We start from the raw sequence: 17,327 nt of genomic DNA, 5'->3' as shown, positions 1-17,327 counted from the left end.
AGAGTTGCTGCGCTGTTTCGCTTCGACAGGAGTTCGCGTGTGAGGATTTTGGGTTGGCGACGGGCGATCGTCTCCGTTATGGCGATCGCGCTGTGTTTCACGCTTTGGGCTTGCGGCGGCGATCGCCCTCCAGTCGCGGGCAAAGGTGAACCAACCCGACTGGGCAGCAGAATTTCTGAAGTTGCGCCGCCCGCTGTAATCGAGGAGTTGCGATCGGAACTGGAGCAGTATCAGCCGCAGGTGTCGATCGTCTCTCCGCGCCCCGATGAAGTCCTAGACGACAATCAGGTGACGGTGAAATTTCGCGTCCAGGATTTGCCCCTGTTCAAGAATGCCGCTTTGGGTTTGGGGCCACACCTGCATGTCTTTTTAGACAATCAGCCGTATCAGGCGGTTTACGATGCGGACGGATCGATCGAATTTACCGATCTCACTCCTGGAACCCACACCATCCGCGCTTTTGCCTCGCGTCCCTGGCACGAAAGCTTCAAAAATGAAGGAGCCTACGCGCAAACGACCTTCCACGTTTTCACCAAAACGCCCAACAACAATCCTGATCCCAATCAGCCACTTTTGACCTATAGCCGTCCACAGGCGAGCTACGGTGCAGAGCCGATCATGCTCGATTTTTATCTGACGAACGCGCCTTTGCATCTGATCGCGCAGGAAGATCCAAACGACGATATTCCTGATTGGCGAGTGCGGGCGACGGTGAACGGGCAGAGTTTCGAGATCGATCGCTGGCAACCCGTCTATCTCAAAGGCTTCAAACCTGGAAAAAACTGGGTGCAGCTTGAATACCTCGACGAGCAAGGCAATCCGATCGTCAACGCTTTTAACAATACCGTTCGCCTGATCACCTATGAACCCGGCGGATCAGACACGCTCTCGAAGATTGTGCGTGGCGATGTCGATGCGGCCACTGTGCGGGGAATTGTCGATCGAACCTACCAACCACCCGCCCCGGAACCAGAACCAATTCCAGAACCTACACCCGAACCATCGCCTGGGCCAGAGGAAGTCTTCGAGCCTGAGCCGGAAGTGGTTGAGCCGGAGGAGACGATCGCGCCTGAAGTTGAACCGACACCGGAACCTGAAGTGGCGGAACCATCGATCGAACCCGTTGAACCCGCACCGACAAACGTTTCGCCAACCAAAGATAACGAACCTATCGAACCATCTGTAACGCCTGCACCCGTTGTAGAACCCGCGCCGTCGAGCGAACTTCCACCAGTTGAACCCGTGCAGCCTCGTCGCGGATGGAAAGAATTCTTGAAGCGCGGCGGAGATGGCTACTTCAATCGGCGCGGTAGACCACCGGGAGCGGCAAAAGCGATCGAATCTGCACCACAAACGCTGCCGGAAATTATTGAGCCGGAATCGATCGAGCCTGACGTACCGCTGATTCTGGAGCCAACTGGGGAACCGGAAGTCCCAATTTTGCGATCGCCAGAACCCGCTGCTGATTGATCCATTCCATCGATCGAATTTGTAAGATCGGTGTTATGGCCATCGTTCAATCAATTGAGTCGATTGTTGTGAATCAATCGTCAGACCAATCACCTGTTTCAAGTAGTGGAACTGATAAATGTCGTGTAACGCTGCGATTTTTTGGCGATCGCCTTGATCCTAATTCCATTACTGAGGTTCTTGGTGTACAGCCAACCAAATCATGTCGTAAGGGAGACATCTTTCACGGCAAAGTGCGCGATCGAATTGAGAAAACAGGAAAGTGGATTTACCGTTCTGATGAATGGAAGGCAATTCACCTTGAAGATCAGATTAATCAGCTACTCGATCGATTGCCTGAAAATCTTGATGTATGGCATGAACTAACAGCTAATTTTCAAGCTGATTTATTTTGTGGCTGGTCAGTAAAGCGATCGAATCCTGGAATCTTCTTTTTACCAGAGACACTGAAGCGAATTGTCGATCGAGGATTAGGCTTTGGTTTAGATATTTATTTTTCTCCCGAAGAGGATGAACAGTCGTAAATGCCTCAAATTCGCGCTCCAGAATTTTCGGCAAAGCTGCCCTGGCTGAACGTCGATCGCCCACTTTCCCTAAAGGAATTGAAAGGTCGAGTTGTTCTGCTTGATTTCTGGACATATTGCTGCATCAACTGTTTGCATATTTTGCCCGATCTCAAGTATTTGGAAGAGAAGTATCCCACGCTTGTCGTAATTGGCGTTCATTCGGCCAAGTTCGATCATGAGAAGGATGTGGAGAGTATTCGGCAGGCGATCGCTCGCTACAACATTCAGCATCCGGTTTTAGTCGATAGTGGTTTGCATACCTGGCGAAATTATGTGGTGCGGGCTTGGCCGACATTTGTAGTGATCGATCGCAACGGCTACATTGCAGGCACGTTTGCAGGAGAAGGAAAGCGCGAGCTTTTAGATGAATTAATTGGCAATTTGATCGAGGAAAATACTTCAGATTTGCCGCCAATTCGGAAGCAGCAAGAGCCGATTTTGTCGCCGATCGCTTTTCCTGGAAAAGTGCTAGCCGATGCAGAGAGCAACCAGCTTTTCATTGCAGATTCCGGCCATCATCGCATCGTTGTAACGACCTTAAATGGTGAAGTAAAACACACGATCGGTGTAGGTGTAGCCGGATGGAAAGATGGTGATTTTGAGACAGCGCAATTTGCCGCACCGCAGGGGATGGCGATCGATCCCAATCACCGATTTCTCTACGTTGCAGATACAGACAATCATTTGATTCGCCGGATTGATTTTCAAAAGCAAATTGTGGAGACGATCGCGGGAACCGGACAACAAAGCCGCAACATTCGACCCCATAGCGGCTATGGACTGGAGACTGCCTTGAATTCGCCTTGGGATCTCGCTTTGGTGGCGGATAGCTTGCTGATTGCAATGGCGGGATCGCATGAAATTTGGGAATTGCGGCTTAGCACTGGAATGATTCGCACCTATGCCGGGACGGGGGCAGAATTTCGCGTCGATGGGGCGATCGAAGAAGCCGCTTTTGCTCAACCGAGCGGGTTAGCGATCGCAGGGCGCGAACTATTCATCGCCGATAGCGAAATCAGCAGTATTCGTGCAATCGAACTGGGCAGCGATCCCCAAGTGCGGACGGTTTGCGGCAGTGGAGATCTGTTTGGGTTTGGCAATCGCGACGGGCAAGGCGAAGAAGTCCGGCTTCAGCACTGCATGGGGATCGCCTACGGGCTGGGCGCTCTGTGGATTGCCGACACCTACAATCACAAAATCAAGCGCGTTGATCCCCAGACGGGCGAATGTACAACGATTTTGGGCGGCTTTGCGGAACCAAGCGGATTAAGCATCGCGGGATCAACTTTATTTGTGGCGGATACGAATCATCACCAAATTCAGCGAATTGATTTGGACAGTTTGACCGTGAGCGCGATCGAATTCCCCGGACTTTGTGCCCCAGGATTATGCTTTCCGAGTTGATGCTGCATTCGATCGACGTTTCCGCCACTGTTACTTACTGGTATGAGGGCAACTGTCCGCAGACTGGGGATCGCTTGAGACTGCCGCGCACAAAATTTGTCGAGTCGATCGCCCACAGGCTCATGCAGCAGCTTGGGGATCAAGAGGAAGGCAAAATGTTCGGCGTTTTGCTGGTCGAAACTGCGGAGGGAAATCAAGCTGTCCTCAAAGCATTTTCAGGATTATTAAATGGCAAAAGCATGATCCCCGGTTGGGTTCCGCCGATTCCCGGTCGAGAATCTGTTGCCTTGCAAGAAGCTGAAACACTTCAAATCTTGAGCGCCATTTCGCGGGAAATTATTGAACTTCAGCAGCTTTCAATTCGGCAGGAATTCGATCGCCTCTCCAGCGAATTTGCAGTGAAACTTCAGCAGATGTCGATCGACCATCAACAGCGGCAACAGTGGCGACAAGAGCAGCGCGATCGTGTCGGTGAATCAGTAGAACTTGACAATCAAAGCCGTAAGGATGGGATCGATCGCCGCAATTTAAAGCGTCAGCGCGATCGAACCTTACAGCCGCTCATCGAAAAAATTGCTCAGGCAGATGCGCGAATTCGCGAACTGAAGCAGCGCAGGCGATCGATCTCGCAGCAGCTTCAAGCAGAAATGCATAGAGTTTACTCACTGACGAATTTTGCGGGACGATCGATTTTTCTCAATCAGATTGGCAGCTTGCCCACCGGAACGGGTGACTGTTGCGCTCCAAAGCTGCTGCACTTTGCCGCAACTCATGGTTTGAAGCCGCTGGCGATGGCTGAATTTTGGTGGGGAAAATCTCAGAGTGACAAAATTTGCGGCGAATTTTATGGAGCTTGTGTCGATCGCTGCCAGCCAATTATGGGATTTTTGCTGTCAGGATTGCCTCAGTCTGCCTTGTCAATTCTTTACGAAGATGACGCGCTAATTGCAGTTGATAAACCTGCGGGATTGCTGTCCATTCCGGGTCGAACGCTCGATCGCCAAGACAGCGTTTTGAGCAGGCTGCATGGAAGCGCACTGGCTGTGCATCGACTCGATCAAGAGACATCCGGCATTTTGATGTTGGCACGGGATCAACAGACGCAGCGCTTTTTAAGCCAGCAGTTTCAACAGCGGCAAGTGAAAAAAATTTATGAAGCGGTTTTGACGGAAGCGATCGAACCAACCGAAGGCGCGATCGATCTGCCGCTGTGGAGCGATCCGGGCGATCGTCCACGTCAAAAAGTCGATCGGCGCGGTAAGCCGAGCCTAACGCAGTTTCGCAGGCTGGACAATTCGACCCGCTTTGAACTGATCCCCGTGACAGGGCGGACGCACCAGCTACGGGTTCACTGTGCGATTGGGCTGGGTGTGCCGATTTTGGGCGATCAACTTTATGGCAGTCCGACCGGGGATCGCCTGCATTTGCACAGCCGCGAACTACATATTCAGCATCCGCAAGGGCACTGGCTGACGTTGCGATCGCCCGTGCCGTTTTAGCGAACAAGGCGCAAATACGGACGGTAGACCCAAGCCCCACCCAAGGTTTCTGCCCAGTCGCCATTCGATCGACCGCTCAGCGTTACGGATGCACCTTGAGGGAGGTTTTCGATAACAAAATATTCGGTTCCGGGACCATAGCGTAGCGGAACTGGCTGGCCGTTAGGCGAATCGACGATCGCCAGAATTCCTTCGGGATTTGGGCGACCAGAACCATCCCCTGGCGGATCGCCCAAAAAAGTCGTTGTCACTCCGGTCACGCGCCCATCGCGAATGTTCACCCGACAGTCGAACCGAAATGGACGAAAGCCGCCTGTCGCGTCTAGGCTTCCTTCTCCGGTTAGCCCGTTTTCCGCGTTAGAAATGAAGTAGCTCTGGAGCGTATTAAGCGCAACCAAAATGTTGCCACCTGCTCGTTGTGCCACCGCAGGCTCGCAGCGATCGAGCAGAAAATAAACCTGTTGAGTTTGCTGCTTGACACGCGAATCAACAGTTTGCGAATGAGCGCGAACAGGCAAAAAAACCGTTAAGGTCGTTGAAAGAATGGCGATTGCACCAACACGAGAAACTAGCATAATTAAACGGTTAAGTAAATCAGTGAAGCGTTTTTAGCGTTCAGATATCGTATCACCGGATTTCGGATCAATTGATTAACAAATTCTAAAGCTGCCCAAAATTAGCGATCGCTTGTTGTCAATTCAAATAGCTGATTGCTCAGCGCGATCCAATCGGCCACGCTGAGATCTTCGGCGCGAACTTGTGGATTAAGATCGAGCGATTCCAAAAGCGCGACGAGTCGATCGCGCTCAATCACGCTTTGCAAATTGTTTCGCAACATTTTTCGCTTGGTCGCAAATCCGAGTCGGACTAATCGATCGAGCCACTGCGGATCTTTGAGCGTCGGATCGATTGGATGCGGCGTCAAACGAACGATTGCAGAATCAACTTTGGGCGGCGGATAGAATGCTTTCGCTGGAACGATCGACACCTGCTCGCAGTTTGCCAACGCCTGTACCCGAACTGAAAGCGCACCAAAATGGCGCGATCCCGCTTTTGCACACAGGCGATTGGCAACTTCAAGCTGAACCAGCAGCACGATCGATTCAAACGGTCGTGGATTGGGTCGAGCGATCGTTCCGAGCAGTTTTTCAAGAATTGGTCCCGTGATGTTGTAGGGAATATTTGCGACAACTTTATTCGGCTGCTGAAACTGCGGAAAATTTTGCAGCAGTGCATCCAGATCGATCGCCAAAAAATCACTTTGCAGCAGCAAAAAGTTTTCGATTTCGCCCAGCTTTTTCACCAATAGCTGACATAAATCACGATCGATCTCAACGGCAACGACGGCTCCGGCGCGATCGAGCAGTTGCCGAGTCAAAACGCCTTGACCGGGACCAATTTCTAAGACGCGATCGGAACCGGATAAATTTGCAGATTCAACAATGCGGTTGAGCGCTTTTTCACTCCGCAACCAGTGCTGACCAAATTGTTTACGAGGCTGAGGCATGAAGTCGATCGCAAAAGCACCATCAACCATTTTGCCTTAATTAAATTCGTCTTGCTTAGCCAAACCAGTTAGAAGGCGCAAGCGTTGACGAAACTGCCTGCGGCAAATGGCGCATTGCCCACTCAGCATCTTCTTGAAAAATTTGCTGAATTCCTTGATGAATCAGCGCTTCAATCTGCAATCGCTCTTCGATCGAAGGGCAAAAAGCTCGTGAGTTAAATTGCGTTTCTGATTCGACCACTGCATAGGCAACTCGCGATCGCGTCATTACGTAAACAATCAACTTCTGTCGCAAGTCAGGAATCGCAAATGCTTGTTGATAAGGCCGATCAGGATATTTTGACAGGACTTCTTCAATTTCTTGAATGACGATCGGTTCGGTTAAATTTACAATTGCTTTTGTCACTTTTTCCTCCTACTGCTGAGTTCAAAGTATGCTCTAACTTCTGATTCATCATTGAGAAAACAGAAAAAAGTTGCACCGCCAAAATAGCGAATGCAGCGATCGAATTTGACTGCGAATACTAGCTGTTGAAAGCTCAGAGGACAGTTGGCAAAATGTGTAGTCAAGCGATCGCTTCATGCTCAACTACAAATCGTTTACTTCAACTAGAACAAATGTATGAGCAGCTTCTTGTTGACATTCAAGTAGACCGCTCTTTCCTCACACCACTGTAATAAATAGAAGCTTAACAAGTCCTCAACAAGTATTGACAAAATGCGAATTTATTTTCACTAAAATTAATATCAGCAGAAGCAGTGACTCAACCTAGATAAATTGATTGAAATAATAGAGAGTTGCGCGAATTAATTTGAGACTTTATCGCGATGTTGTATTGAATTTAACAAGCAGACGACATGAGTTTTGGCTGATGTTTCCAAATGCTCAATTCTTCCAAAAGCACGACCCAAGCGATCGCGACGCTACTGCGCTCCTACTCCCACTACAACAAAGAGCCAATTTCAAAGCCAGCAACTTGCAGATTTGCTAGCATCAGTTTTATTTCACCTGATCTTTTGATCGTGCAAATGCTCGCTCTACCCGCCGCGATCGCGAATGCTTTAGCCGCAACTTAATCGTATGGTTTGTGCAGATTCAACGATTCTTTGACATAAAACTCGCTGAGAAACAAAGTTAAATCAATGACGGTAATTATCTGTCCGGGCATTCATCCGCCTGAATTGACGGCAAGCTTCGTTCAACAGATCGGGGCTTACGTGGATGACTATTTGATTGTGCCGAGCGACAGTTACCCCTACTCTGCCCCACATATTTTTCACTATATTTATCGTCAGTTTGTTGTGCCACGTCCGACGAGTTCTCAAACTGTTGCCTCCACGCCGCTTGTATTCATCAGCTTTAGTGCAGGCGTCGTTGGTGCGATCGGCGCGGCGTGGATGTGGCAGGCATTAGGAAAAAAAGTCAAGGCGTTCATTGCATTCGACGGTTGGGGTGTGCCGCTGATCGGCAATTTTCCGATTCATCGCATCAGCCACGATCGCTTCACCCACGACAGTTCGATCGCTTGGGGCGGAGCCGAAAGCTTCTATGCCGATCCGCCCGTTGCTCACCTCGACCTGTGGCGATCGCCGCAAACTGCGATCGGTTGGCGCGTCCAAGCGCAATGTCACCCGCCTGAAGCCGATCGCACGACGGCAGCAGATTTCTTGCTTGCCCTGCTCGCCCAACATCACGAGATCAAGCCGAAAGCGCCAATTTTGCAACCTCCAACGCCCAACACCCAGCATCCATAAGTCAGCAAATGCTGACATGAGTGAACTCATTCGATCGCCCTGTGCCAAATTGGAGAAAAGCCGAGCAGTCGCGAGATGCGGTTGCGAAAGAAATTTCTCAAGCAGCAAATATTGCGTCTCGACAGGAATTCCAGTCAGAACTAGACTGGAATATTAACGGCTTTTGTGCATCGATCGTTACAGAAATCGTCTTTATGCGTGAGGTTATGCCTGTGCTTTCTTCCAGTGCTGCATCCGCCCCAGCAGCGTCGCAAATCGCTTCGTCTTCGTCTACGCCTCGTCAATTTCCCATTCGTGCAACAGGTGGCTATGCGCTGATTGATAGCCTCAAGCGACATGGCGTTACTCATATTTTTGGCTATCCAGGCGGCGCAATTTTGCCGATCTATGACGAGCTATATCTGGCCGAAGCTGCGGGCGGCATTCAGCACATTCTGGTGCGGCACGAACAGGGCGCAGCCCACGCCGCAGATGGCTACGCCCGCGCCACAGGCAAAGTGGGCGTTTGCTTTGGCACTTCTGGTCCCGGTGCGACCAATTTGGTGACGGGAATCGCGACCGCGCAGATGGATTCGATCCCAATGGTGATTGTGACGGGTCAAGTGGCACGCCCCGCGATCGGTTCGGATGCCTTCCAGGAAACGGATATCTACGGAATCACCTTGCCGATCGTCAAGCATTCCTATGTCGTTCGCGATGTGCGCGACATTCCGCGTATCGTGGCTGAAGCCTTCTACATTGCCAGTTCTGGTCGTCCTGGACCTGTCCTGATCGATGTGCCAAAAGACGTTGGCCTTGAACAGTTTGACTATGAACCTGTCGCGCCGGGCAGCGTCAATCTGCCGGGATACCGCCCGACCGTGAAGGGCAATCCGCGCCAGTTGTTCCAAGCCCTGAAGCTGATTCGGCAGGCTAAGCAACCGCTGCTTTATGTGGGAGGAGGCGCGATCGCAGCCAGCGCCCATGCCGAAATTCATGCGCTTGCTGAACGCTACCAAATTCCCGTCACGACAACCTTGATGGGCAAAGGCGCATTCGACGAACGCCACCCGCTCGCCCTGGGAATGCTGGGAATGCACGGCACGGCCTACGCTAACTTTGCCGTCACCGAATGCGATCTACTGATTGCCGTTGGCGCAAGATTTGACGATCGCGTCACGGGCAAGCTGGACGAATTCGCTTCGCGTGCCAAAGTCATTCACATCGACATCGATCCGGCTGAAGTCGGCAAAAACCGCACGCCCGAAGTGCCGATCGTCGGAGATGTGCGGCGGGTTTTGACAGATTTGCTCAAGCGCGATCGCGAAGATAATTTCGCTCCTGCTCCGGCTCAGACTCGTGACTGGCTGGCGCGGATCGATCGCTGGAAGCACGACTATCCGATGGTTGCACCTTCCTACCCCGGCATGATTGCACCGCAAGAAGTGATCGTGGAACTGAGCAATCAAGCTCCCAACGCCTACTACACCACTGATGTCGGCCAGCACCAAATGTGGTCAGCGCAGTTTCTCAAAAACGGGCCGCGCCAGTGGATTTCCAGTGCTGGACTCGGCACAATGGGCTTTGGAATGCCTGCGGCGATGGGCGTTCAAGTGGCGCTTCCGGATGCACAGGTGATTTGCGTCAGCGGCGATGCCAGTTTCCAAATGAATTTGCAGGAATTGGGAACGCTAGCGCAGTACGGCATCAACGTCAAAACCGTAATTCTCAACAATGGCTGGCAGGGCATGGTGCGTCAGTGGCAGCAAGCCTTTTACAACGAGCGCTATTCGTCTTCCAACATGGAGCCGTCGATGCCCGATTTTGTCTTGCTGGCGCAGGCATACGGCATCAAGGGCATGATTGTGACAGAGCGAGATCAGCTTGAAGATGCGATCGCTGAAATGCTCGCTCACGAAGGCCCTGTCCTCATGGATGTCCACGTCAAGCGTGACGAAAACTGCTACCCGATGGTGGCTCCCGGCAAGAGCAATGCCCAAATGATCGGCCTGCCCGATCGCCCCAAACTCGAACAGGCGATCGAACTGATCCACTGCACGAACTGCGGCGCAAAAAACGCCAGCACCAACAACTTCTGTCCGGAGTGCGGCACGAAGATCTAAGGTTGACTTGAGCAACAAATCACAACAAACGCCAGGAGGAGGTTTTTAACAAGCCTCCTTTTTTCGATCGCACCACTTTGAGTAAAAATGCTAAAGTCTCAGGGAATATGCTGTCTTTTTGTAAAGCGTGATGGCGATCGCGAATGCTAAAGCTAAGTAGACAACAAATTGTGCTGACCGTTGGTGCGGCAGTCGGAGCGCTTGCCCTTGGAGCCGGAGCCGCCCTAGTGTATTTCAGTGAATTGGGCGATCGCTTCTCTTGGCTCAACCTCAATGCTGACGGGGCAACTCGGCTGCAAACTTCAGACGCAGAAGCCTCTCAGGTGCTTGCGTTGGTGAATCAGCCGATCGCCCAGCGGCAACCTACCCTGCAACTAATCGCGGCAGGTGCAGAGTCGGGCGATCGCCATCGTGCCCGCTATTTGCTTGCCAGCGATTTGATCGCGCAAAACAAAGCGGGTTCTGCAATTCCACTGTTAGAAGGTTTAGCCCAAGAGTATCCGGTTCTGGCTGCGCCCAGCCTCGCCAAGCTTGCCCAGGCTTATGCCGCAGCGGGCAATAGCAATCAGGCGAATCAAACCTGGAAGACTTTAGTAGAACGCCATCCAAACGATCCGGCAGGTGCGGAAGCGCTGTTTGCCTTGGGGCGTAGCGATCGCAAACAGTGGGATCAGCTTCTCGCCAAATTTCCCGCCCATCCGCGATCGCTAGAAGTGGCACGAACCAAGCTGAAAGAAAATTCCAATCAGCCTGCGCTCTTGCTGCTGCTGGCGCGACATGGCGTTTCTCAGCCGGATATTACTTCGATTCTCGATCGCCTCACAGTGGAATATGCGGCTCAGCTTAAACCGGAAGATTGGGAAGCGATCGCGTTTGCCTATTGGGAAAATCAGCGCTATGGCAATGCAGGGTCGGCATATGCCCGTGCCCCTCGAACTTCGCTGAATGTGTATCGGGCGGGGCGCGGCTTGCACCTGAGTGAACAGGCAACCGCAGCGATTCCTTTTTACACGCAGGTGGTGCAGCAGTTTCCCGACTCGGACGAAGCCGGACTTGCGCTGGTGCGGCTAGCGGCGATCGCACCCAAGCCAGAAATTGCAATTCAATATTTGGATCAAGTCATTGCTCGCTATCCCGATCGCGCTCCTGAAGCGCTCTTGAAGAAATCGCAAACGCTCGACGCACTCAACAGCCCAGAATCCGCCTCAAAAGCTCGTCAGCAACTGCTCAGCCAGTACAGCAAGTCAGACACGGCTGCTGAACTACGCTGGGAACTGGCCGAACAGCGATTTGCCGCTGGAGATATTAATGGCGCGTGGACGATCGCGCGTCAGTTGGTCAGCGAAAATCCCAACAGCGAATATGCACCGGAGGCAGCGTTTTGGGTCGGCAAGTGGGCGCAGCAGCTCGGCCAGCAGCAGGACGCAAAAACGTCTTTTGAGTACGTGTTGACGCACTACCCAGAGTCGTATTATGCCTGGCGATCGGCTTCTTTGCTGGGTCTGGATGTGGGGGACTTCACGACTGTTCGCGAGAAACAGCCGGAAGTGGTGAAACCGACGCAGCGACCTGATTTGCCTGCGGGTTCACAAACGCTGCAAGAGCTTTATCGATTGGGACAAGACCGCGAAGCTTGGGCACATTGGCAGGTTGAATTCCAATCGTTTATGCAGCCTTCCGTCGTGGAACAGTTTACAGACGGCGTGATGCGCTTGGGTGTGGGCGATAACCTGAACGGAATTTTCATGATTTCAAGTTTGCGAAATCGGGAGAAGGCTGAAGATCGATCGGCCTATCAAGATCTAAAGCAGCAAATTTCCTACTGGCAGGCGCTCTATCCGTTCCCGTACATTGGGCAGATTAACAAGTGGGCGAAAGAGCGCAAGCTAAATCCGATGCTGGTGACAGGTTTGATTCGGCAAGAATCGCGATTTGAGCCGAAGATCGAATCGTCCGCAGGCGCACTCGGCCTGATGCAGGTGATGCCCGGAACGGCTGATTGGATCTCGGAGCAAATTGGCGTCCAATCTTTTCAGATGACCAATCCTGAAGACAATATTAAGTTTGGCACTTGGTATTTGGACTATACGCATCGTGAATACAGCAACAATTCGCTGTTTGCTGTTGCTAGCTACAACGCCGGACCAGGAAATATTGCCGACTGGATCGATCGATTTGGCTTTCGCGATCCAGATGTTTTTGTTGAGCAAATTCCTTTTCCTGAAACTAAAGGCTATGTCGAATCCGTCTTCGGCAATTATTGGAACTATTTGCGACTTTACAATCCCAAAGTGTCAGAAATGCTCGACAAGTATTCACCGGAACATGCTCGAATTGGCGGGTAGATTCACCTTGCCGCTAGCCTCCCATGCCGTCAACTGCAAGCGGGTTTCGGCTTTTTCTCCGCCTACAGTCACAGGAGAACGTTAGTCGGACTGCAAAATGAACCAGATAAAGGCAAGATTGTGAAATTTTGTATCTTTCACTGCGCGAACGACATTGCTTGTCAATCTGACGTTTGAAGTGAAACGACTTCTGTTTTTCCGGTTGGGTCAAGCCTGAATTTCGATTCATAATAGAGATATTCCACCATGATGCAGCCTAACTCAACTTACACTTTGTAATTTAGATAACAAGAATCGAGACGATCGCCACTCTTAGCTTTTAGCAAATCTCAGCAGTGAATTTCGATGGCTGGAGTCATCTAAATACAGTTTGAATGAATACAGCTTGAACCTTTAACTTCCTTTGACTGGAGCAATATGAACGCTGAATTTTCAGTTAGAAGACCCTGGCTTGCTTTGACGCTACTCGGCTCAGCTTATGCTTTGTTGGGATGGTATTTATCAGCACACCACATTCTTTGGATTTTTGGTGTTTTTGTGACGCTTGCAACGTTAGCGATCGTTTGGAAAGGAACTCTGATTTTAGAAAATTTATCTTTGTTGAAATCTTCTCGGCTATTTGGCTTGATTATTACTGGGCTGATGATAAGTTTGCCTCTTGCGCTGATTGTGGGAGGTTCGCTGTTTTTGAACTTAATTTTTTTACCTGTTGCGACGATGTTCTTTGCTGAAATTGAGATGCGATCGGCTGGTTTTAAGCAGCTTCAGCTATTTTTTTATCTCACGCTTTTGGCAGGACTCGGCCTCGGACTGGGTGAAGCGATCGATCTCGTACTGGTTCCAAGCGGGCGATTCTAAATTCACAAACAGGTTGCTTCAATTTGCCGCATGATTGCAAATGAGAAGCCCGCCCATAGTGGCGTATTAATTTGGACAGTGTCCAATCCTTCTGCCGTCCAGTGGTTGCTGTTGTGCAGAATTGAATAGTGGCCGATCGCCTTGAAATAGTTAGTTTGGGTTGGCGGATGATTGCTCAGTTGAATCACTTCTCCTTGCTGGTTTCGCTGCATTGCATTTTGAAGAAATTCCATCAGTTTTAGATAGTCCGATCGCGTCACGCCGACGCATTTGATGTTTTGAGTCGGAAGACGATCGTATGCCTGAATGCCAAGAACCGATGCATCGGAAAAGAACATCGCCTGCAAGCCTCTAGATAGCGTATCGCTCAGTTCGGTAGGCGGATTCATGTACCAGTTTCGATCGCCCCATCCGAAGCCTAAATACTGCTGCTGATGGAGCGGAAGTGGCAGATGGTTTCGCCAGTCAAAGCTGTCGGTATAAACCGGAACGAGGATATTCGTGTGAATATCAAACTGAATAGCGCAGACTTTATACTGACAGCTTGCCTGCGATCGATGCTGCCAACGGCGCGGCAGAAACGAGCCTGCCGCAAGCAGCACTGATAATGAGATGAAGCCAACGAAAGAAATTGCCATACACCTTTTTAGCTGCGTCTTCATGATGCGATCGCTTGCGCTTCCACTAGCGCCAAAACTTGAGTTGATTCTACATTTATCGAAAGCGAATTGGCGTCCTCAAAACTAATAGCCGCTACTTTCCTCTGCCAAACGGTTCGATCGCGTCGTAGTCGTCGTAGGTTTCGTCGGTCACGGGAACTGTATCTTCTAAAGTAGGCATGAGAAACGCAGGGGCAGATCGTACCTGCCCGCTGCATCCTGCTCCCATGCACACGAAACTGTTTCCCTTGCTAAGGGGGTTACAGGGGAATCTCCGTTGGGCTATCTCACGACTAGAAAGTTGTAGAACACGCCCTGGCGAGTCGATCGCACTGCCTAAACGCCTTAAGAAAATATAAAAGCCTTGACTTATTGCATTCGAGCAGCGTATTGTTGATTCAGTATAAATACTGAGTTCAGAGTGTAGTGCAAAACGACTTCGCCTTTCCACCCTGCGCTGGATCAAGGCGAATTTGTTCTGACTGTCGATCGTAATCTTGCTTGAACCTCGGCTGGAACAGTGCCGAGCGGTTCTGATTAGCAAGATCAAGACTGCTTACATCCTCAACCCAAGGAAAATCTATGAATCGTCGTTCCGACAACACGTTTGGTGGTGCCCGCACGCTTCAGTTCAACCGAACGATTCGCGATTCTGTCGGACAGCGCGATCGAATTGATATCTACAAGTTCACTGCTTCAGGCTCATCCAATTTCTCGATGTCGCTCAGCGGACTGCGGGGAAATGCCAACGTTCGATTGCTCAACAATCGATCGAGGACGATCGCGGCATCCAATCAGCGGAGAAACCGACCAGAGCGCATCGGGGCAGATCTGGAAGCGGGAACCTACTATCTTCAGGTGCAGTATGTCGATCGACGCGGCACAACGCCCTACAGACTTCAGGCTGCCCTCACACCATCGTCCAATCCTAACCCTGACCCAGAACCGCCGCTGCCGCCGCCTGTTGGGGATGATTCGATCGCCACTGCGATCGACATTGGAACGCTCACCACAACCACTGTCAAAGAGGAATTTGTTGGGCCAGAAGATCCCGTCGATTTCTTCAAATTCACCCTCAACGACATTGCCAATGTGGAAGTAAGAGTTGAGGAGTTGAGTGGGAGTGGAACGTTTGAACTCATTCGCGACGATAACAACAATGGACTGGTCGATACTGGCGAGATTTATAGATCCAGCTTCGGCAGTTTTTCGCCGATCGATATGCCATCCGGCACCTATTTTCTGAGAGCTTCAAGCAATTCTGCAACTCGCTATCGACTCACTTTTGTCCCCACGCTTTTTGGTGGAAATGTCTCTCCCGATCCAGGAAGCACTCTGGCTACCGCATTTGATTTGGGTATCTATTCGGGCACGCGATCGATCAAAGAGTATATTGGTGCATTCGACACGGCTGACATCTACCGATTTACGCTCAATGATCTGTCAAACCTCCAGATCAACACGGGCAACAATAATCTTACGGTTCAATTGTATCGGGATGACAACAGCAACGGGTTAATCGATGACAACGAAACTTATCATTCGAGCGCGAGCAACTTGAATGTAGATATGCCATCAGGCAATTATTTCCTCGGCATCGTGCAGCGTTTTAGCAACTCAGCCGCCGCATACGAAATGACTTTGGTGGGAACCCCTTATGGCGGAAATGGACTGCCTGATCCCGGAAATACATTGCCTACCGCTCGTGATCTGGGTGTACTCAATGGTACTTCTTCCCGAAGGGAGTATGTCGGCAACTTCGACCTAGTTGATTTCTACAGATTCACGCTCAACAATGCTGCTAACTTTCAAGCTAGGCTGAATACTTCAAATGCTTCTACTTCCTTGTTTCGAGATGCAAATAACAACGGCCTGATCGACAGCGGTGAGGAATTGTCGTTCGGAACTTCAAGAGATTTGCAAGCGGGCACTTATTTCTTGCAAGTAGCTCGCAGATTTAGTAATTTGTCAACAAACTATCAGCTAGATTTAATTGCTCCTTAGCGATCGCTTCAGAGAAAATGCTTCGCCTGAAACTCAAGCGATCGAGTTTTCTAAGATGTGTTTTCAGCGATCGAACCTTTCAAAACACGCTTTAGTGCCTGCTTTAAAAGTCCTGGAAGGGTGGATGGTGGACAATCGATCCCCCTAAATCCTCTTTAACAAGGGGAGTTTGAGTGGTTCAGTTCCCTCCTTCTGTATGGGGTTAGGGAGGGTCAATGCCTTTCAAAATACGCCCTAGTCGATCGCCTTCAAAGTTCCCAAACCGCACACAGGAATGTGAAGCCCGCTGTCTCGTTAGAAATTCAAGATCTTTGCGTCTTTGAGTTACTTTTGTTTCACCACAATGGAGTTAATTCCTAACATGAAATCGCTCAAACAATCCCGACTCGTCTATCTCGCTCAGGGTGTTTTGCTGCTGTCTGTTCTGGCTTCTCCCCTGCTTGTCGCAACTGCGGCGGTTGCGGTTGAACAAACGGTGGCTCAGGCTTCCACTCAGCAGCGGCTTCGCGTTGCCATCCTCGACTTTGACTTTGCCACCACCGGATTAACAGGCGGAGCCTACAGTTTTGCCAGCGGCGGCGGTCCCGGACAGGGAATCAGCGATTTGCTCACGAATCGCATGGTGCAAAACGGCACATTTTCGATCATCGAACGCAGCCAAATTGCAGCAGTGTTGCGAGAGCAAAATTTAGGCGCATCCGGACGGATTGATGCCTCCACCGCTGCCGAAATTGGACGGATCTTGGGCGTGGATGCAGTGATTGTCGGTTCTGTGACGCGCTTCAATGTTGAAGAGCGGCGATCGGGTCTTTCAATTTTGGGAATCGGCAACTCCAGAAGACGGTATCTGGCTGAAGTTGAAGTCAATGCCCGGATGATCGACACTACCACTGCCGAGATTCTGGCCGTTGCCGAAGGGTCTGGAGAAGCGGAGGAGCGAGGAAATAACTTCTCGCTGGGCGGTCTGGTGACATCGGGATCGGACGCAAGTAGCACCGATCGCCTGCTGAGTGAAGCGGCGGAACAGGCCGTTGATGCCCTCGTGGTTCGCTTGACCGAGCAACGGTAGACCGCAGCATCACAAGCAGGGTTTGTGCCGACTGGGATCGCATATCGCAGTCGGCATTCGTTTGAACAATCGATTCTGATCAAAGCAGC

At 50.9% G+C, this 17,327-nt stretch carries 15 protein-coding genes; 10 read left to right on the top strand and 5 right to left on the bottom strand.

Annotation, left to right across the window (positions count from 1 at the left end; all coding sequences use genetic code 11):
- Positions 1-39: 39 nt before the first annotated feature.
- From H6F67_RS10340 to H6F67_RS10325, 4 genes are read left to right on the top strand one after another with little or no spacing between them, the layout of a single operon-like run.
- A complete protein-coding gene (locus tag H6F67_RS10340) occupies positions 40-1,470 on the top strand; it encodes a hypothetical protein (protein ID WP_190766003.1) in 1,431 nt (476 codons plus the stop codon).
- Positions 1,471-1,505: 35 nt separating this feature from the next.
- The gene (locus H6F67_RS10335) at positions 1,506-1,994 is read left to right on the top strand and encodes a DUF4279 domain-containing protein (protein ID WP_190766000.1); all 489 of its coding nucleotides are present in this window, start codon (positions 1,506-1,508) and stop codon (positions 1,992-1,994) included.
- Positions 1,995-3,440 carry a thioredoxin-like domain-containing protein gene (locus tag H6F67_RS10330; RefSeq protein WP_190765998.1) on the top strand — a complete coding sequence of 482 codons (1,446 nt, stop codon included), beginning with the start codon at positions 1,995-1,997 and terminating at the stop codon, positions 3,438-3,440.
- A complete protein-coding gene (locus H6F67_RS10325) occupies positions 3,425-4,939 on the top strand; it encodes an RluA family pseudouridine synthase (protein WP_190765995.1) in 1,515 nt (504 codons plus the stop codon). The genes H6F67_RS10330 and H6F67_RS10325 overlap by 16 nt, the downstream gene beginning before the upstream one ends.
- Here the strand turns inward: H6F67_RS10325 and H6F67_RS10320 are convergent.
- The 3 genes from H6F67_RS10320 to H6F67_RS10310 all read right to left on the bottom strand — a co-directional run bounded on the left by H6F67_RS10320 (position 4,936) and on the right by H6F67_RS10310 (position 6,852).
- Positions 4,936-5,514: an SH3 domain-containing protein gene (locus tag H6F67_RS10320; RefSeq protein ID WP_190765993.1), complete on the bottom strand. Its 579-nt coding sequence runs from the start codon at positions 5,512-5,514 to the stop codon at positions 4,936-4,938. The genes H6F67_RS10325 and H6F67_RS10320 overlap by 4 nt on opposite strands.
- 101 nt (positions 5,515-5,615) lie before the next feature.
- On the bottom strand, positions 5,616-6,446 hold the full coding sequence (gene rsmA, locus H6F67_RS10315; protein ID WP_190765991.1) for a 16S rRNA (adenine(1518)-N(6)/adenine(1519)-N(6))-dimethyltransferase RsmA: 831 nt from the start codon (positions 6,444-6,446) through the stop codon (positions 5,616-5,618).
- Between the two features lie 55 nt (positions 6,447-6,501).
- Positions 6,502-6,852, bottom strand: coding sequence for a hypothetical protein (locus H6F67_RS10310; protein WP_190765989.1), 351 nt, complete (start codon positions 6,850-6,852; stop codon positions 6,502-6,504).
- A gap of 737 nt (positions 6,853-7,589) precedes the next feature.
- On the opposite strand from H6F67_RS10310, the gene H6F67_RS10305 reads away from it, so the two are divergent.
- The 4 genes from H6F67_RS10305 (at position 7,590) to H6F67_RS10290 (ending at position 13,506) form a co-directional block, all read left to right on the top strand.
- A complete protein-coding gene (locus H6F67_RS10305; RefSeq protein WP_190765987.1) occupies positions 7,590-8,201 on the top strand; it encodes a hypothetical protein in 612 nt (203 codons plus the stop codon).
- A 206-nt stretch (positions 8,202-8,407) separates the two neighbouring features.
- Positions 8,408-10,303 carry a biosynthetic-type acetolactate synthase large subunit gene (ilvB, locus tag H6F67_RS10300; protein WP_199304349.1) on the top strand — a complete coding sequence of 632 codons (1,896 nt, stop codon included), beginning with the start codon at positions 8,408-8,410 and terminating at the stop codon, positions 10,301-10,303.
- A gap of 143 nt (positions 10,304-10,446) precedes the next feature.
- Entirely contained in the window at positions 10,447-12,648 is a 2,202-nt protein-coding gene (locus H6F67_RS10295) for a transglycosylase SLT domain-containing protein (RefSeq protein ID WP_190765985.1), read from the top strand.
- A 417-nt stretch (positions 12,649-13,065) separates the two neighbouring features.
- Positions 13,066-13,506 carry a hypothetical protein gene (locus H6F67_RS10290; RefSeq protein WP_190765983.1) on the top strand — a complete coding sequence of 147 codons (441 nt, stop codon included), beginning with the start codon at positions 13,066-13,068 and terminating at the stop codon, positions 13,504-13,506.
- A gap of 2 nt (positions 13,507-13,508) precedes the next feature.
- Here the strand turns inward: H6F67_RS10290 and H6F67_RS10285 are convergent, their stop codons facing one another.
- Together H6F67_RS10285 and H6F67_RS28100 are read right to left on the bottom strand one after the other, a co-directional pair.
- Complete coding sequence (locus tag H6F67_RS10285; RefSeq protein ID WP_190765981.1) at positions 13,509-14,144, bottom strand: DUF2459 domain-containing protein; 636 nt, start codon at positions 14,142-14,144, stop codon at positions 13,509-13,511.
- A 115-nt stretch (positions 14,145-14,259) separates the two neighbouring features.
- Positions 14,260-14,394 (bottom strand): hypothetical protein, encoded by a 135-nt coding sequence (locus H6F67_RS28100; RefSeq protein ID WP_277874576.1) that lies wholly within the window; start codon positions 14,392-14,394, stop codon positions 14,260-14,262.
- 353 nt (positions 14,395-14,747) lie between these two features.
- Between H6F67_RS28100 and H6F67_RS10280 the strand changes: the two genes are divergently transcribed.
- Together H6F67_RS10280 and H6F67_RS10275 are read left to right on the top strand one after the other, a co-directional pair.
- Positions 14,748-16,169 (top strand): PPC domain-containing protein, encoded by a 1,422-nt coding sequence (locus H6F67_RS10280; protein WP_190765979.1) that lies wholly within the window; start codon positions 14,748-14,750, stop codon positions 16,167-16,169.
- Between the two features lie 343 nt (positions 16,170-16,512).
- Positions 16,513-17,238, top strand: a complete 726-nt coding sequence (locus H6F67_RS10275; RefSeq protein WP_190765977.1) for a CsgG/HfaB family protein — start codon at positions 16,513-16,515, stop codon at positions 17,236-17,238.
- The last annotated feature ends 89 nt before the right edge of the window (positions 17,239-17,327 follow it).

The sequence above is a fragment of the Microcoleus sp. FACHB-1515 genome, assembly GCF_014696105.1.
Taxonomy (GTDB): domain Bacteria; phylum Cyanobacteriota; class Cyanobacteriia; order Elainellales; family Elainellaceae; genus JAAUTJ01.
Note: the sequence above shows the minus strand (reverse complement) of the source record. Positions and strands in the feature narration are given on the sequence as shown.